This is a genomic window from Myroides sp. C4067 (assembly GCF_038039665.1).
GTDB lineage: Bacteria > Bacteroidota > Bacteroidia > Flavobacteriales > Flavobacteriaceae > Flavobacterium > Flavobacterium odoratimimum.
This window is the reverse complement of sequence record NZ_JBBPHJ010000009.1, coordinates 1-23,368: the sequence shown is the minus strand read 5'-3', so window position 1 is coordinate 23,368 and position 23,368 is coordinate 1. Positions and strand designations below refer to the sequence as shown.

Sequence of the window (23,368 nt, the reverse complement as noted above, 5' to 3'; positions counted from 1 at the left end):
AAGTTTTCTACACAGACGATAGTATCACGAATCAAAGATTTAAAGCGATATATCCTCCTTATTTACAGATAATATGTTTGATTCCTTTATTTTATAAACAACTGATTATCTATACCTTGTATAAAACTAAAAAACGATAATTATGGCAGAAATTAAAGAAGGTATCCTAGGTGGTGTACAGGGTAAAGTAGGTACAGTAGTTGGGTATAAATACAGAGGAAAGAATATAATCAGAAGCTTAGCGCCAAAAAGCACAAAGGAGGCTAGTGAGAAACAAATTATACAACGAAGTAAATTAACGGTAGTGGTCAAGTTCTTGAAAGGGATAAAGGATTTTGTCAATATGCATTACCCTCTTTTGGAGACCGAAGATAAGACTAAAACGGGCTATGATCAGATTCGATCTGAGATCATGAAGAACGGAGTATTACTGATTGATAATATGATTCATATTATTCCTCAGCGTGTATTGCTATCCATAGGAGTACTAACTCCTGCGGCGATACAGAAGATTAGCTTTTTAAAAGAGAATAAGGTAAAAGTCAAATGGGATGATTCATTCATTAATTCGTTGACGAATACTGATGATCAATTGACGATGATTGCTTTTAACGATGAACTTAACACCTTCTATATTACTGAAAATATTGGCAAAAGAGCGGATAAGTACACGCATTTTGAGCTTCCTGCTAATTGGCAGACGGGTACTATTCACTTCTGGAGTGTGTGGAAATCTGCTAATCATGCTATGCATAGCACTAGTGTGTATCATGCACCTATAGAGTTAATCCAAAAATGATATAAAGCAGCTAAAGTCACAAATCAATAAGCGATGCAATAAATAAGGTACTAAAACGTATTAGCTAGGATAGCATTCTATATTCTAAGTTGATAAAGAATGCTATTCTTCTGCTATACAGTTGTATTTATTATGAGAAAAAAGGTTATGCTATTTCTAAAGCTTTGACAGTGCATTTCTACTTAAACAGCTAAAAAAAGAAAAATATAATTCACTAATTCCCATAAATCAAGTAGATAATATAGTTGGTCTCATATCAATCATGGCAAAATGAATAGTAAAAAATAGCTCACTAGATACAAGCGGTTCATTATTTACTATATTTCAACATCCTTATCACAACATTTAACAATAATCAATATTATTAAAACAAAAAAAGCACAAATTAACATCCATTTTTCAGCATAATGTCCAATAAACTCATCTAAAAGTCTTTTAAAGACAAGTTTATTCTGTTTAAACTTGATACATTTGCACCCTTTAGAAGTTTTACTTCTAAAAAATTAATATATTCGCAACAGAAGCTTATAATATATTTGCTTTAACGAATTAGGGAGTCGTCGAAAACTTCTAACAAAACACACCACTGATTTAGCCTATTAGAATGCCTCCTATTATAGAGGCATTTTTACTTTATTTAGGGTTTGTTTTGTATCATACACTTCTCATATAAGCTAAGAATATTTACACGTGGTACAACCGCTGATAATGGTTTATACTTTTGTTCCTCTTTATAATAGATATAGGATTCTGTAAATCGCTGTACAAAATAAGCTGTTAAAAAAGAATCTTCTCTCTGTTCTTTCACTAAAAAAGGAGCTGCTTTTTGATTCGCAATAGTACATTTTTGTTTGAGTTGCGGTAGTGTACTGATACTGATATTGTGTTCTCTGACCAGATTTAGATTATAAAACTCTTCTGTCATCTCAGGTTCTATCGTTAGTTTGTCATTATTATTCACGCTGAAACTATACCTATATCCTTTCGCATCATCATGCTTTAATACAGTATTATACTCATATTGAAGAATATTGATCAGTTTGTCTTTATGCTCATTAGGAACAAAGACTAACTTCTGATTAGAGACTACTTCTTTATCTTCAGCCTCTCCTGTCTTTAGAATATCTACTGTGATATTGAGTTCTATGTTCTTATTATAGATATAAGGTTGATCAAAACTTATCACTGGATAAAAAGAAACATCAGCTTGATAATCCCAAGTATGTTTAGCAACACCTGATATTACAATCTCATTAGCTTCATTTAATATCGCTATACACACATTCCAATCAGACATACTCGAAGTCTGATAAGGTATAAGGTAAACAAAATGTGAGGTGGTAATCGTGCTTTCTTTAAGGGCTATATTATCAAAATCTACATATTGGTAATAGGCATCAATGTCTAGATGAGTCATGATGATCTCTACACTATGCTGTAATTCATTGGATTCTACCCCCTCAGCGTGTTTGTCGATATATACGTGTTCTTGCCTAGCATAAATACAATTTATACCTGTAATGAAAAGAAACAAAACAATACGATCTAAAACCCTCATTAACTTAAATTAGACATCTATACAAACCAAATTAACTAATTTAACAAATATATACGTTTTTACTAAGCTAAAAGCATATATACTCAAATAAATATTTAACATATTGAATTAAATTAATTCAAGGTTTTAAGTTTATTATCTAATTTGCGTTTATTGGGATAATGCTTACTTACTATGACAGTTCATTACTTCCTTAAATAGGATTCTATATTGTCATATATTACAGTTAATCACAGAGAAGGCCAAGCTTTACACAAGCTTACTTAGTATAATATCTATAAAGTCTGAAAGAGAGAAAAATATAAATCACTAATGCACATAATAGCGATATTCTGCTATACATCCAGGTATAACCAATAGATTCTGTAAAAGAATATGTACTCCATGAAGCTTCTCTATCAATGAAAATACTTAGGTCTTGTAAAAACCATAATCCCACTAGTAGCATACTGTGAATAATAATCTGAATACTAAAACGCGGAATCTTAATAATAAATACCAGCAGTAATATATAAAATAGGCTAACGAATAAGGCACTTAGAAAGATATCTTGAAAGAAATTAAATGTAATATCCCCTGAAGGTTGATCTTTAAAACGATACATCGCTATACTAGTCTGTACAAAAGACATGATGATAAACAACAGTCCATAATACATGAGGTGACTCCACTTTTTTACTATTTTTTGTTCTTTCTGGTTCATATAATTAAAAGTTTGTTTCTATATCTTGCACTAGTTAAAAAAACACAAAACCAATGTACGATAAACCATTTGATATTATAAAATTTTCGGCTGATAAACGCCAATATATCCCTGCTTCACTAGGGAGACAAAGTTGGATGAAAGAAACAGATGTACTACACACAGAGATAGACATTCCTCTAGGACAATCTCGTTATGGTGGTCCCGTAATTGACTTACCTCCTGGAGTAGATCATCCTCAAGGATTATACTATGCAGGCCAAATAGATTTGGCGCTATGTTCTCCTCATGATAAAACAGGATTATTACCAAATACGGGACAACTCATTTTCTTCGCAGATATCCTAACTGATACAGGTAAAGTCATCTATACAGATGTACCTAATCATCAATTGGTAAGGCATATCGTAGAGCATGAGGACAATTTCTTCTATGGGGTACTTATCAATGAAATCACTGCTGATACAGAGCCTTTCTCTGATCGATATAGAGAGCCTGAGGATGAATATGAAGAAGACGATGTAGATGAGGATGGAATTTACTGGGACTACTTCGGAGGAACCTATCTCTCTAAAATATTCGGTATATTCACTCATTGTCAATTAGGTAAGGAAGAGGTAGAAGAGTTTATTCATTCTGATAAACTAGTACTGTGGCAAATAGGAGAGAACAACTTTAATGACGATGGGGTGTTCAGTGTACTAATCAAAGAAGCGGACTTAAAAGACCGAAACTTTGAACACTGTGAGTTCTATTGGGCACAGTCTTAAAAGGAGAGTCAAAATAGAAAAGTAAATACAACTTTAAAGATATTTCCTTGTTAAAATAAATTATCTTTAAGGCTAAATCAACCAGCAAATTATGACAATAAAAAGAACTTTAGTAAGCTTGTTTATACTGGTTTCCTTAACAAGTATAGCACAAGATAAAGAAGTTATTCCTTTCTCTTATAACAAGAATAACAATCAATATAAAGGGCTCTCTCCTATCACTAATGCGATAAAAGATCATACAATAGTAGCACTAGGTGAAGGAACACATGGTACTAAAGAATTCAATGATTTAAGAGTAGAGTTAATCAAGGACTTAGTCACTAATCACAACTATAGAGTCATCTCTTTTGAAAATGCTTATGGAGATACTTATATGATTAATAAGGTTATTAACTCTAATGGGGATCTACAAAAAGAAATGAAAGCAAACTTAGTCTCTGTATGGCAAACCAAAGAGATAGAGAATCTATTCTTATGGATAAGATCTTATAACAAAAAGAATAAAGAAAAGGTTACGCTAACTGGTGTTGACACCAATTTTCTTCACAATAGTACTTTAATTCTATTAAGTGAAAAAGATTTAGCACGCAATAAAACATATTATGAAAACTGTCTAAAGCTAGCTGAAGCAGCTAAGGTACTCGACTATAATTGGGCAAAATCCAATGATGAGGTTTTTGAGAAAGATTATGACAACTTGATCAAAGTAGGTACACAGGCTTTTCAATTAACAAAAGAAATGACTACTAAATACGGTGATAAACTTTCTACAGATGCAAAGATTGCATTATATAATTTAGAGCTAGGTTTTAGAATGTTATATGAAGTTGGTCAAAGAAATGAAAACTATACTCGAGATTATGCTATGGCGGAGATAGCCATGAGAACACAGTCTTTATATAACCAAAAGATGGTTATGATCGCTCATAATGGACACATCGGTCTTACTCCATCTTTTATTGACCCAATGGGAGAATACATCAAAAAGCAATATGGTAATGAGTTTTACTCTTTAGCAACTTTTACTGCCAATGGTACCTTTAGTGCGATGAACGATAATATAGATGTAAAAGAAAGTAAATACGCTTCATATGACTTACCTACAGTACAAGATAATTCATTAGAACAACAAATGGAGCAGTACGCCGAGAAGAACTACTTTGTCAACTTTAAAAATACTCCTTCAAGTATATTTGATACACCTAAAAAGATGAATTGGATAGGGTATAAAATAATGACTCAAGAAGAACAAACAAAATACATGACTATTCCTAATGTGAAACTAAGGGAACACTTCGATGGTTTTATCTTTATGAATACAACGAACGCTTCAGAACATTTTTAATTACTAAAAAATATACTATGGGAATGATTGGAAACCTGCTTCGAGTAAGTCAAGAAGAACTAACAAGCTATGTACAGGATAGCAATTTATTTGAAGAAAGAATCTACAAAGATTACGATGAGAACGATATAGATGAAGCTCTGGTAGATATAGACAAGTCTTGGGATGCTATTGCTTTTTTATTTGCAAACAATGTAGATGACTACTTAGAACATCCATTAGCTATGGCAATATTTGGCTCACATACTTTAGATGAGAATCAGGATATAGGATATGGTCCTGCTCGTTTTGTTACAACAGAACAAGTCAAAGAAATACACAATCTACTGACTCAACTATCAAATGAAGAATTGAGAAAGAGGTTCTCTCCTCAAAAACTTAATGAAGAAGAAATATATCCTTCATTTTGGTCAGAAGCAGATAAAGAAGAAATATGGGAATACCTATCTGCTAACATCAATACAATACGAGAGATTTATAGTACTGCAGCAAAAAACAATGAGGCTGTAATTACATTTATCAATTAAACTAAAAAAGCCTACTAAGTATTCTATTAGTAGGCTTCTTTAATTATTTCTTATCAATACATTTTACTAGTGATTCAAAAGCTTTAGTATCTATTTTTAGCTTCTTAAAGTCTGGTTCTTCAGGATCCAAAGCATTCATAGATTGATATATCCCATCTCGCTGAGGCTGTATAATAAACCACGACACTACACTTTCTACCATCTGTTGTTGTTTAGGATTATCAGATAGGTTATTTTGAACATACGCTTTAATGATCACAGTTCCTCCAGTGGTATCCTCTATTCTAACATGATAATCCTTATTGGGGTATTCGAAGTCGCTATCCTTTATTATTTTAGCTAATTGTACATTACAATCTCGCTTCACCACACTTGTTTTCTCTTTTGCGAATACACTTATACTACATACCAAAAGAAATAGGGTTAAATAACTTCTTATATCTTTTCTCTTCGCCATAAATCTCCAATTTTTATTTCTAACAAAGTAATCATAATTACTATAAGAAACGCTAAAAATTGACATTCATTATTTATAACATTCACTTTTAACACAATGTAGTCTATAAAAAAAACACTTCAATGATAATAATGAAATATTACACAACAACAACCTAAACCCACTCCGAAAGATGTACAATTCTTATCATTTACAGAAAAATACATTTTAATCAATATATTCTCTTTCTTAGTAAAAAAACAACCTTTTCTAATGTTCACTTTATAATTAAACAAACAAGGCCACTAACTCTTGTCAGTGACCTTGTTCTACATATTTTTATTATCTATTAATCCTCTTTACTTCCATCATCAGCCATTCGGACAATCTTAGGCGTAAACATCGCAACTACATCTACTAACTCTCCCTGTGCAGCCATCACCTGATGAATATCTTTATAAGCCATAGGAGCTTCATCTTTACCTGCTCCTATTAACTCAACACCATGATCTGACAACACCGCTTTTATATCAGCTACTTTTAGGGTCTTGATAGCTTGTGTTCTGCTCATTTGTCTTCCTGCTCCATGTGAAGCAGAGTTTAAAGCTTCCTCTTCTCCTTTACCTCTCACTAAGAATCCCGGTGCAGTCATAGAGCCAGGTATAATACCCATCACTCCTTTACTCGCTGGAGTAGCTCCTTTACGGTGTACAATAACCTCTCTACCTTGGTACATCTCCTTCCACGCAAAGTTATGGTGATTTTCTACCTTGGCTAATACCTCAGCACCTATAGCCTTAGTTAATTTATCATGAATAACCTCATGACAAGCAGAAGCATAATCACCTGCTAAGCTCATCATTGCCCAATACTCTTGTCCTGCTTCCGAATTTAGATCAAGGTAAGCCAAGTTCTTCGCCTCATAAGGTAACTTACAGATATCCTTAGCAATCTGAGTATATCTACCCGCTATAGTCGCCCCCATTCCTCGCGAACCAGAGTGTGTTAATAAAGCTAAGTAAGTACCTTTATCTATATTCAACACCTCATCTCTCTCCATGAACTCCATCAATCCCCATTCTACAAAGTGATTACCTCCACCTGAAGAACCCAATTGTTCCCAAGCTTTATCTTGTAAGTTCTTAATAAAAGGATTGAGATTAAACTCTCCTCTATCTAAGATATCGTGTTGTGCTTTATATTGTCCTTGGAATCCATGCCCTGCTCCAAACTTAGTATGCTTAACTAACTGCTCTTTTAGCAACTCTTCCATACCATAGAACTCCACACCTTTAATATCAAAAATAGATAACGCCATTCTACACCCAATATCTACTCCTACACCATAAGGTATCACAGCATTCTCAGTAGCCAATACTCCTCCGATAGGTAATCCATATCCTTGATGTGCATCAGGCATTAACGCACCTGCTACAGCCACAGGTAGCTTTACCGCAGTTTGCATCTGCTTAATCGCTCCGTCTTCTATATGATCAGCACCGTATACTGTATACCCTACAGCCTCCTCTCTCAGTGGAATAACCTCTTCTTCTACACGTTGTCCCACGCCTTCTATAATAGCGGTAGCCAACTTCCCAAATACCTTATCGTTTAAATAATCTTCTGCATTAGTAAGCACAGCTTTATAATGTGCTAACATCTCCACCTTCGTATAACCTGTTCTTTTCTTATTCGCTTTTAGAGCAATACCCAATAACTCTGTTTGTGGGTATCCTAAAACAATTAAATCATTTCCATTAATCGGTGTATTATCTTTCATAGTTTCTCAATTTACAGTCAACGGTTTACGCTGTGAACTGTAAACCGTCCACCGTTAACCAATTAACTAATTCTTAAAATATTTTATATAAGCTGTATTGTGATACTCCTCTTTTGTTTCATAAGCAATGAGTACCTTAGCCTGTTTACTTGTTTTATCTATTGTTGTTACTCCTCGTGTTGTTAAGAACACCAACTGTCCATCTTTTGTTTCTTCAATATTGGTCAATGGTTTAAACTCCTCTGTGATTGGGTAAGTTGCTAATTCTTTACCTTGAAAGTCTAATACAAACACCATAGTCATAGTGTACCCAATAAGATGCTCTCCTGATTTGTGCCAATTCACAATTTCTTCTGTTGAACCATAACTCCATTGCTCTTCACCTGTCTTAGCATTTAGCCCTATTAGAGCTTGAGCATCACTATCTGATTTGCGCACTTGTACTACATAAGTTTTTCCATATAGTGCTGTATTACTATCAGCATTAGTCGCTAACCTAGAGTATTCTTTAGACTGATATCTCCATTTATAAATAGACAAGTTGTCTTTAAAATTATTCTTTGGATCCATAATATCGTCATTGTCTCCCTTCACATCAGCATTCTCATTAAAGGGAATAGCATAGAACATACCGTCTTCTTCTCCAAAGTACAACGTTTCTCCATCACTACGCATCTGTGCGTATAACGGGCTGTCAAATGTGATACCGTCATACATGCCATAGCTCGTACCAGTTCCTTTCAGTGAATACTTGTTTAAGTAAATACCCGAATTAACGAATACCATCTCTTGACATAGAACCGGTTGAGAAAGATTGTACTTCGTCTCTATCCCTTCTATTTTATATTCACTACCATCTGTTTTATTAATCACATAGAAGTAAGGATCATTTCCTCCACCTATACTGACCATATACACCTTGTCTTGATACTGTAGAGGTTGACTCATAAAGTAAGGCTCTCCTCTGTCGGCTGCATTACTGCCTTCGTCGCCTACAGCCATATCCATTACACCAGTCTGAGGAGCTGTGAATACCCACTTCTCTTTCCCTGTCAAGAAATCTAAAGCGACTAACTTTCCACTCTCAAAAGGCATATACAACGTATTCTCATCAAAAGTGAACTTGTTTCTGTTTGCGCCTTCATCTTGTGCAGAAGTGTATTCCCACACTACTTTTTTATTATCTAAGTCAAAGTTGACTACCTTGCCACTAGAACTGAACACAACAGTCTGATTAGATACATTAACAACAGTATCTTGCGTCTGTTTATTCTGACACCCAAAAAAGGCAAATAGCGCTGTAAGTGATACTAAGAGTTTTTTCATATTGTTTTGTTGTTTTTAAACTGCTCGCAAATATATTATTTTTCACAATTCACTAAGCAGTGAATTAACTCACTTATTCAATAAAATCCTCTTATCTTTATCGTTCTATTCTCAGAATGAATGAAAGAACCCCGTCTATATGTTGACTTCAATGAAATGATAGATTTCAACATAGTACTACTCTCCCAAACGGACTATAAAACTGACTCCTTAGGTAACGTTATTTACAGGAAGGCAACAATGTACTAATCTATATGGATGATTCTGATGAATATGGCACTCCTGATAACTTACTCGCGGAAGGTATTGCTATCCTTAACCCAATACCTAACCATATTGCTAAATGGTGTTGCTTAATCAACGACAAGGGTATTTATCATGAGTCAGTTCTATAATACTTAACCATCTATCACGCTTATTTAGAATTGAGACACAATATCTTGCGCCTCTACAAAACCGCTAGTCATTCACCCATACAACTCCTCTCTTATCTCTACCAATACCTTTTCTGCCCTATCAAGGTCAGGTCGATTAGGCAAAGGCGAATCTACATACAGTCGTTCTACTTCTTCTTGTAACTCTGTTACCTTATCTAACAATTCTTCATAGCTATAATGTCCGGACTTTATCTTGAGCAATTCTTCTCTATACGGACTGCGTACTATAACTATACCCGTCATAAAGATGTCTCGCACAGTGAGCATCAGCCTGACCGTATGCATCATATTCTTACTGTCGTATCCACCAGCATGGCTCATTGTTGTCACATACCTTGCCTCGTTACGCTTTTCTACCCAATCCCAATACTCTTTGTACTTCTTGCAATGTGTAGAGTAATCATCTGCCTTGCACAGCAAATAAGCTGTTAGCTCTTCACCTTTAGCCACACTGCTCAGACTTACTTCATTCGAATTGTCATAACGCACTATCCCTTTATACCCCTTATCTCCTACCTTATCACAAAATAGTGCATAAAGCTCTTTTTGAGAAGACAGCTTGACCAATCCACATTGCCCTTGTGCTATCTCTTTCTTGTTGAGCCAATCTCTTAACGACATAGTTTGCACCCCCTCTAAGACATAACAGAAGTCGAGCAACTCTTTTCGCTCCTGACCCATTGGGTTAAACACTTTCTTATTTAATCCCTTAGCTTTCTTCACTTGACTCATTGCATATCCAGCAAAAGTATCTTTAGACAACTTAGACAGATAATCTCTCATCACTATCTTATCCATTACGGGATGCTTATACAGCACCATCTCATCAGGTGTAGCTAACAGTTCCAGTATATTAGGGTTATTCTTACTCAACAACTCTATAAAACGCCCTATCTCATAATACACGATATCATTAGTCTCATTGCTGATCTGTGGAAGGTAATCCATACCGTAAAACTGTTCTTTAGGCAAGTAATACACTCCTCTTATATCCGTATCCGAATCTTTAGTTGCTAAGCCATATGCCCTACTCCCACTTATACATTCGAACAGGAGCAATCCTCTGTCTTTCATCTCTGTTATTGTCATTGTCTTACCTCCTTTCTAAAAAACCTATTTACCAATTCATTGTCAAAACTTCCCTTGCTCTTTACCACTGTAGCCTTAGACAAACTCTCATACAAGTCATACACATAGTCCTTTAACCTCGCATCCCAAGTGTACCAGTCCTTCTCAGTCAAGCCTTCTTTCTCTTTTATCAATAAGAGTATGTATGCAGTAAGCTTATCATCATTAACCACCTTTAGCAAGGGCTTAAACTCCATAGGTGCTATCCTATTAAACTCTACATTCCACTTAGCAGACAATAGTGCTCTAAGGATATAGAACAGTGTCTTGTACTTCACCTGCTCATCCGTATGCTCCAACAACATCTTCTTTGCTAAGCCCAGATAATGATGTGTATGTGTCTGTTGGCAATAATAGTCATGGCTCAATGCCCACATTGCTACTCTAAACCCTTCTGCCTCTTTATAAACAATAGGCGATTGTAACCACTCAAACACTGTTGTATTAGACTTAATTAGCAATACCAATACCTTCTTGATATCCCAAGCATTAAAGTCCCATACCTCATCTATCGGCATATCTATAAAATCACTTGTATCTACCACACTCAAATAATTATCTATCTTCTGCTTATAAACCAATCGAACATCGTAATCACTGTCCTCAGAAGCAAAACCCCAAGCTCTACTTCCTGACTCACACGCATACAATACTTCTATGTTATGTGACTCTTCTATTTCTTTTATCTTTTTTAATATTATCTCTTTCATAGCATTTTATCTTATTGATTCCTCACAAAACTACTTATTCACCTTTCATGCTTTTTTTGAAGTGACTATAATGAACTCATTTGACTCATTATAGTCGCTTTTGGTATCAAAAAGTGGGACAAGAAGAATGGCTTATGGTTATTGTTTTACAGTGAGTCAAGACGCAAGAAATTGAATCTCTACAACACCATTAACTGTCAACTAATTAACCTCATCACATTAGCCGAATCAATAGCCCATTTAGCATCGTACACCTCATCTGCTTCTTCTACTGAATACACAATGTTTATTCCTTGTGCTTGAGCCTTAATCATTAACAAATCTGCTACTTTCGTTTTGGCTTCTAACTTCTTTAAGAATATGTTTAATGTTTTGCTATCCAATGACTGTATATTTTGTCCACCGAATGCCATCTCTAACCATATAATCTCTCCTTTCTCAACATCCAACACCCCAAATACCAATCCTTTTGTCAAGCTATTTGTCACACGTACTTGGTGAATTACAGCTGACGGATCGTACGCTACGCCCTTATTGTTTGATACAGTCATCGGATACTTAGCATCCATCCACCCTACTACCAAGTTTGGCGTTATAGCTCCATTACTATAAGCATTGCTTGTAAAAGTTACATACTTCGCCTTTGCTCTTCTCAATGCTTGCATATCTATGTTTATATACTCGGCAGTACCTATCTGATTAGGAATACTTCTGATATCTCCACTATGCTGACATCCTAATGGCGACAAGCTGTAATAACTACACACTTCTACCTTATCTGTATAAGCGATATGACAGCTCAAATCCATATCTAAATGTTGAGCAGGCAAACCTGCCCCCCACTGCATAAACAATCTTACCTCATGTCCTTCTAATGGAAACTTAGTCCCCATTAACGCTACAGGCAAGTCTTGAACATTATCTGCTCTATCCCCTATTGCTAAAGGAATGTTATACAAATCCTCGCTGATATAGATTGTTTTATTCTCATTCTTTTGCATTGCAAATCGACGCATCACTTCTGTCAACACAAAAGACTCTATCTTACCCACCATTGCTTTTAATGTAGCCTCATCATACGCTTTTACCCATTGATTCACAGCTATCACTTTATTCACTCCACCTAATGGCTTCACTACTCTACTGGCAGTTGGGTCAAAATACGTATCTGCATACATATTCAACGTCAATAACAACCTCATTGGTACTTTATCTACCACCTTAGCAAAGTGTTCTAAAGTAACGTCGTCACCAAAACACAACATACTTGAAAACAATGAACGAGCGAATAACCCAGGACGCGACTTTAGCAATGCAAAAGCGCGGTCTGCATCCATCTTTAATCTGTAGTGTTCTATTCTACCTGCTGTCACAGTATAGATTTGATTATAGAATACATCTAATAACTCTGTTAATTGTTCAAACCCCGTTCTCTTGCTGTATTCAGCTAAACGCAAGGCTCTGATGAAACGGATCCACATACCGCGTTTAGGGTGCATATTCTCACACATCAACTCGATATCCATCGCCATCTCGTTTAACCAAGTAGCCACCATTAATGCTTCTTTTCTCGAATACTTTAACTTCAAGTTTTCTTTCACATCTTCTTTCGCTCTATTACTCGAATCTAACCTCATCTTAAAATGAGCGTGATTCTTCGCTTGACGAGCGATAATAGTCTTTGGCAGTATCAATTGTAAGAAACCTGTTTTCTTATACCACAAGTATCTCATGATATCTGTTGGGCTTTTTAACAACGCTCCCGCCTTAGCTATCTCACCTGCCTCTACATAACAGTCGATTAACAACATCAATGTCTCCTTCATCTTCACCTCTGCCGCAGGCAAAGGATATACTGCCAACAACATTTTTAACGAGTCTATCTGCGTCGCATCCAAAGCAGTATTAGCCTTAATCAAACCTTCTAAATAAGTAGTTGCCTCTTGATCTTGCCATAAGTCCAATACCTTCATTTTACTACCTCCACAATACAACTTTAATTGTTCAAACTCAAATGGCGTCCCACAGAATGGACATCCGTTATATCGTTCTAAGGGAAAGGTCTTTTTAGGAATCTTATGTCCACAACTTAACGTCTCATCATTAGAAGTACCAAACCAATTTGCCATATAAGTAATATAATGGTCTAAGTCTGTTTCTCCTGTTGGTATTAACCAATCTTTCACTAACGGAGTCCAATTGTGCTTGGTTCCTAATATACCTTGCAAAGTGTTATAAATAACTTGGTATGTTTCAGAGTCAACGTATTTTAACGCATTCAACAACTCTTCACTCAACCCAAATCCAAGCTTTCTCACATTCTCTACAAAAGAGAATACTTCTTTATTAAACGTTACAGTTATAGCTGTATCTGCAACATAAATAGCTTGATTTCTAATCGCTACTCTTAATACATTTGTTTTCATAATTATTAAATTTAATCAGGTAAGGGCAGGTTTGATACAAGGGAAATGTTTAGAAGCAAAACCTACTTGACCTCAATTACTAATCTTTATTTTGAGCTTTTATTAGGTCGCTCTAACCTATCATTCTTTTGTTAAATCAGGTAAGGGTGGGCTTATTAGCTATCCAAAAGTGTAAAGAAGTAAAACCCACTTGACCTTGATTATTATTGTGAAACAGACAGGAATCGAACCTGCATCTTGGAGTCCCTCAGTGGAGTAAATCACACTTGACCTTTTGGTAATTGCATAATTACTATACTCCACGTTTTACCTAATTAAACTACTACCTCTTTACCATCCACTGTTAACAGTCAACCGTAAACTATCTTGAAAACACCTCTTTCAATTGTTTCAAGACATTACCGCCACCAGACAAGCTGATTTCTCCTACTTTATCAGCGATCTTTTCGATGTATTCCATTTCTTTTAATCGCATTAGCATTTCGTTCTCTTCCATCAACTTCGCTGTGTTTAACAAGCTACGTGTAGCAGCTGTCTCTTCTCTACGCGTGATCATATTTGCCTGAGCTTTTTTCTCGGCGATCAACACCTGATTCATGATCTCTCTGATATCCCCTGGTAAGATGATATCTTTGATACCACAGTTTTTTACTTCGATACCTAAAGATGCTATTTCTTCTTTCACCCCATTCAAGATTTCAGAAGACAAGTTCTCTTTGCTCTCCATCAATTCATCAAAAGACATTCTACCGACTTTCTCTCTTAACATCAATTGCACTACATTATACATCTGTTTCTCCACCTCCTTGTTGTCCACATAGGCATTCAACAAATCTTGTACTTGGTACACCAAATTGAAGTTGATACGCAACTGTACTTTGTCTTTCGTCAATATCTCTTGCCCATTCATATCCATCACTTGCTGACGTATATCGACAAGGATGATTTGTACCTTGATATCGTTTTTCCAATATCTGTATTCACCAGCATTCAAGATCTCTTGGAACTGCCCATCCACGAATAACAATCCTTTCTCATTAGCCCCTACCGTGTACATTCTCACGAAGTTTGACATATTGCCTTTCCCCATGATATTACGAGCGATAGTCTTGTCCACTTCTAATCCATCTATAGTATACCGCTCAAAAGAGTACTCAGTCGCAGCCTTCCAATAGATATGTCTACCAGCACCTAATACTACATTAAACACTTTGTTTTTATACACCAATACCACTTCATTATCCATCACGTCGATCACCTCTAACATTCCTCTTAACTCTGTATTTAATAACAGAGCTTCTATATCTCTACGCATACCGAAGTACTCAGACATATTGTATTCCATCACCTCTTTCTCTCCCCATAACCAGTATTCACCAGCAGTATATACTCTCTGTAATTCTCCTTGTTTAAACACTAAGGCAACGTGATTTGTTTTTACTTGTAACTTTTTCATAGCTGTATATTTTTAATATTTTACGTCTTTATCATAAAGAACAGTCTAAATAGCCTTCACTTATCTCAGGCGGAAAAAGAAGTAAACTGTACAATAGAATAGTTTGTGTATAGTCCTGAATGACTCACTGAGCAAGTCATTCACTCTATATCATCCCCTATTCCTCTTCTACAGCATAGCTTGTTTTTACAGGCTTTGATAAGTTGTCTTTTATTCTCTTAGTCTAAGACTGCAAGAAGAAAAGACAGAAACACTATTTGACTGAACCTTTTTTATATGGAGAGGATTTTTAACGAAGTTCCTCTGCTTCTCCTAAAATTGCTTAAAAGGCAATTGTTCTGATCTAACCGCTAATCTATATTACCCTGAGGTAATAGTAGGATTCGAACCTACGACATGAACATTTTACTAATCCCATATTAGTTGTTCTTCTGATTACAAACAGGATAAGGTAAACTACTGTCCCTCACTTCTGCGCTATACCGAAACGCTTCCAAGGTTTGTATCTTTCGAACAGTACAAAGATGCATACCTACCTACGCAATCAAATTGCGCACATATAAAAAACTACAAAATATTTTATTAATCACTATATATCAATAAATTACAAATTAAAATATTTTACAAAAAAGATTACTACGTAATTATACTGCGTACACAAAGAGAAGAATATGTATATTTGAAGTGAATAAAACGCTAAAAAGTAATGGCAACGAATAAATTAGCATTATTGCGCTACCGAATTATTGATGAATGTCTACGAAACAGATTCAGAAAATGGACGCTTAACGACCTCATTGAGAAGGTAGCTGATGCCCTATATGAATACGAAGGCATAGACACTGGTATCAGCAAGCGTACCATACAGCTCGATATACAAGCGATGCGCAGTGAAGGCTTGGGCTATAATGCTCCTATCATCGTAGTAGATAGAAAATACTATACCTATGAGGATGCTAACTACAGTATCAAAAACTCTCCTATCAACGATGCAGATACAGAAAAGCTAAAAGAAGTAGTCGCTATCCTAAAACACCTCAACGGATTCAGTCAGATAGATGAGATGAGTGAAGTCATTGCGAAGTTAGATAACAGCCTGCTTACCCGCAGTACTAAAGCGCCCAACTATATACAGATGGAAGGCAATAGTTTGCTAAAGGGAATTAAATTTATCAGTCCGCTATACGATGCGATTAAGAATAAACAAGCCCTACTAATAGAATACAAGTCTTTTAAATCTAAAGAAGCTACTAAGAATATCTACTATCCTTACTTATTAAAAGAGTATCGAAACAGATGGTTTGTAGTCGTGCGCAGTAGTACTCATAAGCATTTACTTACCTTAGCACTTGACCGTATCATCAACGTATATGCCTTAGCAAACGAACCTTATAAAGAATATGAAGGTGTAGACTTTGACCGATATTATAACGACACACTTGGAGTGACTAAAACGGAGCAGGACCGCGCACAGAAGGTTATCCTCTGGGTGAATGCCTATAATGTTCCTTACGTAAAGACCAAACCACTACACCACTCTCAGCAAGTGTTAGAGGAAGATGAGACAGGTATGAAGATACGTATAGATGTAGTACTCAACTTCGAACTCGAAAGAGAAATACTCGGCTTCGGTGAAACGTTGAAAGTAATCGCACCTAAAATACTACAAAAACGTATTATGAAGCGAGTGATGAAAATGAACGAGCAGTATGTACCAACAAATGAGAAAGAAGAAATATAAAGCTATGTTGTACTTCCTAAAATAAGTACCTTCGTTTTTTATTTTACAATATACCAAACCCCATACCTAATGGACAAACAACAAATAGAAGAAATATTCAATATGACTTTTGCAGGGTTAGCCCTATTCTATCGCGACTGTGAACTAAGTCAAGAGTTAATCGATAAATATCATATTGGGCAGATTATACAAGAATGCGGTTTCACAGATGCTACTTATAAAGGAGGCGGACTTACTACCAACTTGCGTTACCTTATCGCCTCTGCTCATGCTAAAGATGTAGCAGCTCTTGTTCCTCAGATGGAAGAATACGGATTAGTAATGATACAGTCAGGCGCTTACTATAAAGTATTGGATATTCACACTATTGATAATAAAACACAAATTGTATTACTGCATATTGCTGAAGAAACCAAAGAATTCTTTGCGACCAACTCTTCTAATATAGAAGAGCAGATTGTACAGAAAGCAAGAGAAGGATTTGAACTTAAACTACACACTCAACCTATCCCTTGCTTACAAACAGAAGAATGGATAGACAGAACAGCTCTTCCTATGGGAATGAGTGATACAGGAGAATTCTTTATATAATAATTCTCTTATTAAAATATACTGAGAGCTTAGGTAATTCATATTATCTAGGCTTTTTACTTTAATACTCATTCATTTCAAAAAATAATAATCGCAAATGATTATGAATCACTCACATAAAATCATGTAACTTTGTATTCTCAAAAAAGAAAGCACTTCCTATGACCAAAAGAATATTATTGTTTATAATTATTATAGGTTCAATATTAGGTATTTTCTTATTTATACATCATAATAACACCTCTCCTGATCATTCTTATTTTAAAAGAATAGTAGTCCAACAAGATACAATAAACATCAATATTGACTTTAATAGGATTCAACTCAATGAAGAAGATTTTATAGAAGCTATCCCTACATTTAACAATAGAAACAAAGAATATCTACAACAAGATTATAATTCTGACACAAGTCTTGTACAAGAATACATCACCTTTCATTTAGAAGAATTACAGAGAGAAGAGCTAGCGTCATTGGGGATAAATAACCTATCCAAAGAAGACAATACTATCTTATATCAAAAACTCAAACTAGTTCATATTTGGTTGTATCCAGTAGATGAGCTAAACAAGAAGTATTATTTAGTATTTGACTACAGCATTGGTAAAGAATACGCAGATGCCGTAATTGTGATAAGAACAGACTTACAGGGTCATTTGATAGATATTAATTGGGAAAGTTAAATCCTTATATTAATGCTCTAATAAATACCACTATTTACTAAATTCAATAGAAGCTTACAAGCCTCATCTCTACCATACAAGAATAAACAGAGTTACAAAATATCTAAAAACCAAAAGCCATAGTGTAATATTTCCTTTTGATGACATTGTTTAGGGGCATCATAGGTCTTATAGACCATCTCACCTACTTCAAAAGGAACAGGCTTTTTAAACATTGGCCCGTCATAGACAAAGGTATGAAACTCGCCATTCTCTCCACAAGGATCAACTCCATCAGGCAAATCTTCTATAAACTGCTTATCTATCGTACGTCCAACAAAGCTTTTGTCGAGATATTGCTCATTGACACAAACGACAATTGTTTTCAAACCACAGTCTACCATTTCGTGAATTAATGCTGTTGTATCTCTATTCCACAGTGGAAATACGCCTGTGATTCCTAACCTTGCTAGCTGTGCCTCTCTAAACGTTTTTAAGTCTTCTAAGAGAATATCTCCATAAATACTATCCAATATACCTACACGCTTATACTCTTCCAATTGAGTCATTATAATAGCTTCATACTCCTGTAGAGAGAGCTTTTCATGAAGGTGTACTATATCTAAAGAGATTCCTATGCATTCTGCTTGTCGTTTTAATACTTCTTCTCTTATCCCATGCATAGATACCCGCCCGAAATGTTCATTAACAGTAGTCATTAGACGCACTACTTCTAACTCATTACTTTGTTGTATCTGATATAAGGCATAAGCAGCATCCTTCCCACTACTCCAGTTTAAAAAAGCATTCTTCATTATTTCGTTATTTTTTGGTCAAAACAAGATATAAAAAAACGGTCTCACTACTGTGAAACCGTTCTATATTTATTTTATCAAGAATTATATCTCTCTATTAGGATCGAATGCTTCTAATATTTGAGCCACTCTCTGTACGAACTGTCCTCCTAATGCTCCATCTACTACTCTATGGTCATAGCTGTGAGATAAGAACATTTTCTGACGGATACCGATAAAGTCTCCTTCTGGAGTTTCGATAACAGCAGGTACTTTACGGATAGCTCCTAATGCAAGGATACCTACCTCTGGTTGGTTGATAATTGGCGTACCGAATACACTTCCAAAAGTACCAACGTTAGTTACTGTATACGTACTACCTTGAGTATCGTCTGGTTTTAATTTACCGGCTTTAGCACGATTACCTAAGTCATTAACCGCTTTAGCCATACCTACTAAGTTTAACTGATCAGCATTTTTAATTACTGGTACAATTAAGTTTCCGTTTGGTAATGCAGCAGCCATACCTAAGTTAATATTTTTCTTCTTAATGATATAATCACCTTCTACAGAGATATTCATTCCAGGGAAGTCTTTTAATGCCTTCGCTACAGCCTCCATAAAGATAGGTGTGAACGTAAGTTTCTCTCCTTCTCTCTTCTCGAATGAATTCTTCACTTTATTTCTCCAGTTCACAATATTCGTCACATCTACTTCGATAAATGACTGTACGTGAGCAGAAGTCTGTACAGACTTCACCATATATCCTGAGATCAGCTTACGCATACGGTCCATCTCTACGATTTCGTCAGCACCGTTTACAGATACTGGAGCTGCTTTAGAAGCAGTTTGAGCCGCTGGAGCAGGAGTAGCCTTTGGCGCTTCTACTTTTACAGCTGCAGCTTGAGGTTGGTTTCCTCTATTTTTAATATAATCTAAGATATCATTCTTAGTTACTCTTCCATCTTTACCAGTACCCGCTATCGCTTCTAATTCAGCTACAGATACCCCTTCTTCTTTAGCTATATTTTTAACTAATGGAGAAAAGAACTTATCAGAGTCTGAAAAATCAACAGGCGTAGCTACTGTATCTTGTGCTACTGCTACAGTCTCCGCTACAGCTTTTGCCTCTGCAGGTGCACTGCTTGCTGCTGGAGCTGATGCAGGAACATCACCTTCTGTTTCTATGATTGCGATTGTTTGTCCTACTTGAACAACATCATCTACTTGGAATAAAATCTCTACTAAAGTTCCTTCAACCTCTGATGGAACCTCACTATCAACTTTGTCTGTAGCAATTTCTAATACTGTTTCATCAGCGTCAATATGATCCCCTACATTCTTCAACCAGTTTGTAATTGTTGCCTCTGCAACACTCTCTCCCATTTTGGGTAATTTCAATTCGAACTTTGCCATATTTATAACCTAAGGTTGTGTTTTCTTATACAAATTACAAATTTAATAATATTTCAGACTTTTTACAGCCATTTATAAAATTATCATTCTATCAAAAACTATACTTCTCTATCCTTATTTCTCTCATTACATCTATTTAAATAATCCATTTTTACATATTTTCTTTTGAATTTTATTCCAAACTACGCAATTCATTTTTTTAAATAAAAATGTCGTATTAAGTCAAAAAAGCTCTTCTCATAAGGATACTTCGTGAAATATACAAAAAAACAAAGCACCAAAAACTTTCTTCAATATTAAAACTTTGCAAAATAAAAAAGCCGACCATTTCTGGTCGGCTTTAGCTTTATATAAAATAATATCTATTATTATTTGATAGTATTACGCTTACGATCTGTCTCTTTTAAGAAGATTTTTCTTAAACGTAATGACTTAGGAGTCACCTCAACGTATTCATCTTTTTGGATGTACTCTAATGCTTCCTCTAATGAGAATTTGATAGCTGGAACAATTCTAGCTTTATCATCAGCACCTGAAGAACGTACGTTAGATAGTTTTTTCGTTTTAGTAACGTTAACAGTCATATCATCACTACGCGTATTCTCACCGATTACCTGTCCTTCATAGATATCCTCGTTAGGATCAACGAAGAATTTACCACGGTCTTGTAACTTATCGATAGAATAAGGAATAGCCTTACCATTCTCCATAGAAATTAATGAACCATTGTTACGTCCAGCGATTTCTCCTTTGTATGGTTGGTATTCTAAGAAACGGTGTGACATAATAGCCTCACCAGCAGTAGCTGTTAATAACTGGTTTCTTAAACCGATAATACCTCTAGAAGGAATTAAGAATTTAATAATCATACGATCACCTTTAGGCTCCATACTTAACATCTCACCTTTTTTCAAAGTAACATATTCTACAGCACGTCCAGATAAGTTCTCAGGAATATCAATAGTTAATTCTTCTATCGGCTCACATTTAACACCATCAACTTCTTTGATGATTACTTGTGGTTGTCCGATTTGTAATTCGTATCCTTCACGACGCATTGTCTCGATCAATACAGATAAGTGCAATACACCACGTCCGAATACCATAAATTTATCAGCACTATCCGTTTCGTTTACACGTAGAGCTAAGTTTTTCTCTAACTCTTTAGCTAAACGATCTTTGATGTGTCTAGATGTAACGTATTTACCTTCTTTACCGAAGAATGGAGAGTCATTAATAGTAAATAACATACTCATTGTTGGCTCATCGATAGTGATAGTTGGTAATGCTTCTGGGTTTTCGAAGTCAGCGATTACGTCACCGATTTCAAATCCTTCGATACCTACTACAGCACAGATATCACCTGCATGTACTTCAGATACTTTTTTACGTCCTAATCCTTCAAAAGTATGAACCTCTTTAATTTTAGATTTAACAGTTTTACCATCTCTCTTAATTAAAGAAACATTCATTCCCTCTTTTAAAATACCTCTATGTAAACGACCAATAGCAATACGTCCTGTAAATGTAGAGTAATCTAAAGATGTGATTAACATCTGAGGAGTACCTTCATTCATTTTAGCAGCTGGAATATGCTCTAAAACCATATCTAATAATGGTTCGAAAGAGTCTGTTGGTTTTTTCCAATCATCAGACATCCAGTTGTTTTTAGCAGAACCATATACAGCTGGGAAATCCATCTGCCATTCTTCTGCTCCAAGTTCAAACATTAAGTCAAACACTTTCTCGTGTACTTCCTCTGGAGTACAGTTTTCTTTGTCTACTTTGTTAACAACCACACATGGTTTTAAACCTAAACTAATCGCCTTTTGAAGTACGAAACGAGTTTGAGGCATTGGTCCCTCAAAAGCATCTACAATCAAAAGAACACCATCAGCCATATTTAAAACACGTTCTACCTCTCCTCCGAAATCCGCGTGACCTGGAGTATCGATAATGTTAATTTTTGTTCCTTTATAGCTTACCGAAACGTTCTTAGAAGTAATAGTAATACCTCTTTCTCTTTCGATATCTTCGTTGTCTAAAATCAACTCTCCTGATGTTTCATTCTCACGAAATAATTGACAGTGGTGTAAAATTTTATCAACCATAGTAGTTTTACCGTGGTCAACGTGTGCTATAATAGCAATATTCCTAATTGGTGTCATATAGGGATTTTAAAATTAGAATTTCTTTCTCGCTGCAAATATATTCATTTAAAAATGAATAGTATCAACAAAAAAAGCTCTCAGTATTGAGAGCTTGATATTTTTTACTTACAAACCAAATCGTTGTCTCTATAATACTATAAAGCAGCAACGTGTTTTGTTAATTTTGATTTCAAGTTAGAAGCTTTGTTGTCATGAATGATATTTTTCTTAGCTAATTTATCAATCATAGAAACAACTACAGGTAATTTAGCAGCAGCATCTTTTTGATCTTCGATCAAACGTAAAGCTTTGATAGCATTACGAGTTGTTTTGTGCTGATATCTGTTTAATACTCTTTTCTTTTCGTTACTTCTAATTCTTTTTAAAGCTGACTTATGATTTGCCATTTCTTAAATATTTTATTAAGTCTATACTATTTTTCTCTTGTAGTCCGTAGGGGAATCGAACCCCTGTTACCAGGATGAAAACCTGGCGTCCTAACCCCTAGACGAACGGACCAATTAATTGTAATAAATAAAATTCTCAAAAAGAGAATCTGTAGTCCGTAGGGGAATCGAACCCCTGTTACCAGGATGAAAACCTGGCGTCC

General features: G+C 35.4%; 20 protein-coding genes and 2 tRNA genes. 7 read left to right on the top strand and 15 right to left on the bottom strand.

Going from position 1 to position 23,368, the window contains the following annotated elements; all coding sequences use genetic code 11:
* The first annotated feature begins 142 nt into the window (after positions 1-142).
* Complete coding sequence (locus AABL87_RS08290) at positions 143-799, top strand: DUF6266 family protein (RefSeq protein WP_006264458.1); 657 nt, start codon at positions 143-145, stop codon at positions 797-799.
* Between the two features lie 637 nt (positions 800-1,436).
* Here the strand turns inward: AABL87_RS08290 and AABL87_RS08285 are convergent.
* Positions 1,437-2,357, bottom strand: a complete 921-nt coding sequence (locus AABL87_RS08285) for a hypothetical protein (protein WP_341277167.1) — start codon at positions 2,355-2,357, stop codon at positions 1,437-1,439.
* Positions 2,358-2,616: 259 nt separating this feature from the next.
* The gene (locus AABL87_RS08280) at positions 2,617-3,060 is read right to left on the bottom strand and encodes a hypothetical protein (protein WP_341277166.1); all 444 of its coding nucleotides are present in this window, start codon (positions 3,058-3,060) and stop codon (positions 2,617-2,619) included.
* A 53-nt stretch (positions 3,061-3,113) separates the two neighbouring features.
* Between AABL87_RS08280 and AABL87_RS08275 the strand changes: the two genes are divergently transcribed.
* The 3 genes from AABL87_RS08275 to AABL87_RS08265 all read left to right on the top strand — a co-directional run bounded on the left by AABL87_RS08275 (position 3,114) and on the right by AABL87_RS08265 (position 5,705).
* Positions 3,114-3,830, top strand: coding sequence for a DUF1963 domain-containing protein (locus tag AABL87_RS08275; RefSeq protein WP_341277165.1), 717 nt, complete (start codon positions 3,114-3,116; stop codon positions 3,828-3,830).
* Between the two features lie 91 nt (positions 3,831-3,921).
* Positions 3,922-5,178, top strand: a complete 1,257-nt coding sequence (locus AABL87_RS08270) for an erythromycin esterase family protein (RefSeq protein WP_341277164.1) — start codon at positions 3,922-3,924, stop codon at positions 5,176-5,178.
* Between the two features lie 17 nt (positions 5,179-5,195).
* A complete protein-coding gene (locus AABL87_RS08265; protein ID WP_006262033.1) occupies positions 5,196-5,705 on the top strand; it encodes a YfbM family protein in 510 nt (169 codons plus the stop codon).
* Between the two features lie 43 nt (positions 5,706-5,748).
* Here AABL87_RS08265 and AABL87_RS08260 read toward each other — a convergent pair whose 3' ends face one another.
* The 8 genes from AABL87_RS08260 to AABL87_RS08225 all read right to left on the bottom strand — a co-directional run bounded on the left by AABL87_RS08260 (position 5,749) and on the right by AABL87_RS08225 (position 15,404).
* Positions 5,749-6,162 carry a hypothetical protein gene (locus tag AABL87_RS08260; protein ID WP_341277163.1) on the bottom strand — a complete coding sequence of 138 codons (414 nt, stop codon included), beginning with the start codon at positions 6,160-6,162 and terminating at the stop codon, positions 5,749-5,751.
* Between the two features lie 328 nt (positions 6,163-6,490).
* Positions 6,491-7,921 carry an RtcB family protein gene (locus tag AABL87_RS08255; RefSeq protein ID WP_006266984.1) on the bottom strand — a complete coding sequence of 477 codons (1,431 nt, stop codon included), beginning with the start codon at positions 7,919-7,921 and terminating at the stop codon, positions 6,491-6,493.
* A gap of 66 nt (positions 7,922-7,987) precedes the next feature.
* A complete protein-coding gene (locus tag AABL87_RS08250; RefSeq protein WP_006260338.1) occupies positions 7,988-9,247 on the bottom strand; it encodes an outer membrane protein assembly factor BamB family protein in 1,260 nt (419 codons plus the stop codon).
* Positions 9,248-9,714: 467 nt separating this feature from the next.
* Positions 9,715-10,773 (bottom strand): DNA polymerase beta superfamily protein, encoded by a 1,059-nt coding sequence (locus AABL87_RS08245; protein ID WP_006266982.1) that lies wholly within the window; start codon positions 10,771-10,773, stop codon positions 9,715-9,717.
* A complete protein-coding gene (locus AABL87_RS08240; protein ID WP_341277162.1) occupies positions 10,770-11,522 on the bottom strand; it encodes a nucleotidyltransferase domain-containing protein in 753 nt (250 codons plus the stop codon). Before AABL87_RS08240 ends, AABL87_RS08245 begins: the two co-directional genes overlap by 4 nt.
* 197 nt (positions 11,523-11,719) lie before the next feature.
* Entirely contained in the window at positions 11,720-13,948 is a 2,229-nt protein-coding gene (locus AABL87_RS08235; RefSeq protein WP_341277161.1) for a hypothetical protein, read from the bottom strand.
* Positions 13,949-14,157: 209 nt separating this feature from the next.
* Positions 14,158-14,277 (bottom strand) — tRNA-OTHER (locus tag AABL87_RS08230).
* A gap of 32 nt (positions 14,278-14,309) precedes the next feature.
* A complete protein-coding gene (locus tag AABL87_RS08225; RefSeq protein ID WP_016650428.1) occupies positions 14,310-15,404 on the bottom strand; it encodes a slipin family protein in 1,095 nt (364 codons plus the stop codon).
* 706 nt (positions 15,405-16,110) lie between these two features.
* On the opposite strand from AABL87_RS08225, the gene AABL87_RS08220 reads away from it, so the two are divergent.
* The 3 genes from AABL87_RS08220 to AABL87_RS08210 all read left to right on the top strand — a co-directional run bounded on the left by AABL87_RS08220 (position 16,111) and on the right by AABL87_RS08210 (position 18,419).
* Entirely contained in the window at positions 16,111-17,145 is a 1,035-nt protein-coding gene (locus AABL87_RS08220) for a helix-turn-helix transcriptional regulator (protein WP_341277160.1), read from the top strand.
* Between the two features lie 69 nt (positions 17,146-17,214).
* A complete protein-coding gene (locus AABL87_RS08215; RefSeq protein ID WP_006260345.1) occupies positions 17,215-17,736 on the top strand; it encodes a hypothetical protein in 522 nt (173 codons plus the stop codon).
* 161 nt (positions 17,737-17,897) lie between these two features.
* Entirely contained in the window at positions 17,898-18,419 is a 522-nt protein-coding gene (locus AABL87_RS08210) for a DUF2004 domain-containing protein (RefSeq protein WP_025124967.1), read from the top strand.
* Positions 18,420-18,511: 92 nt separating this feature from the next.
* On the opposite strand, the gene AABL87_RS08205 is transcribed toward AABL87_RS08210, so the two are convergent.
* The 5 genes from AABL87_RS08205 to AABL87_RS08185 form a co-directional block, all read right to left on the bottom strand.
* Positions 18,512-19,213, bottom strand: a complete 702-nt coding sequence (locus AABL87_RS08205) for a Dph6-related ATP pyrophosphatase (protein ID WP_006260347.1) — start codon at positions 19,211-19,213, stop codon at positions 18,512-18,514.
* A gap of 84 nt (positions 19,214-19,297) precedes the next feature.
* Positions 19,298-20,608 carry a dihydrolipoamide acetyltransferase family protein gene (locus AABL87_RS08200; RefSeq protein ID WP_006266974.1) on the bottom strand — a complete coding sequence of 437 codons (1,311 nt, stop codon included), beginning with the start codon at positions 20,606-20,608 and terminating at the stop codon, positions 19,298-19,300.
* 368 nt (positions 20,609-20,976) lie between these two features.
* A complete protein-coding gene (gene typA, locus AABL87_RS08195) occupies positions 20,977-22,776 on the bottom strand; it encodes a translational GTPase TypA (RefSeq protein WP_006260349.1) in 1,800 nt (599 codons plus the stop codon).
* Positions 22,777-22,913: 137 nt separating this feature from the next.
* Positions 22,914-23,165: a 30S ribosomal protein S20 gene (gene rpsT / locus AABL87_RS08190; protein WP_006260350.1), complete on the bottom strand. Its 252-nt coding sequence runs from the start codon at positions 23,163-23,165 to the stop codon at positions 22,914-22,916.
* Positions 23,166-23,205: 40 nt separating this feature from the next.
* Positions 23,206-23,277 (bottom strand) — tRNA-Glu (locus tag AABL87_RS08185).
* Positions 23,278-23,368: the final 91 nt, after the last annotated feature.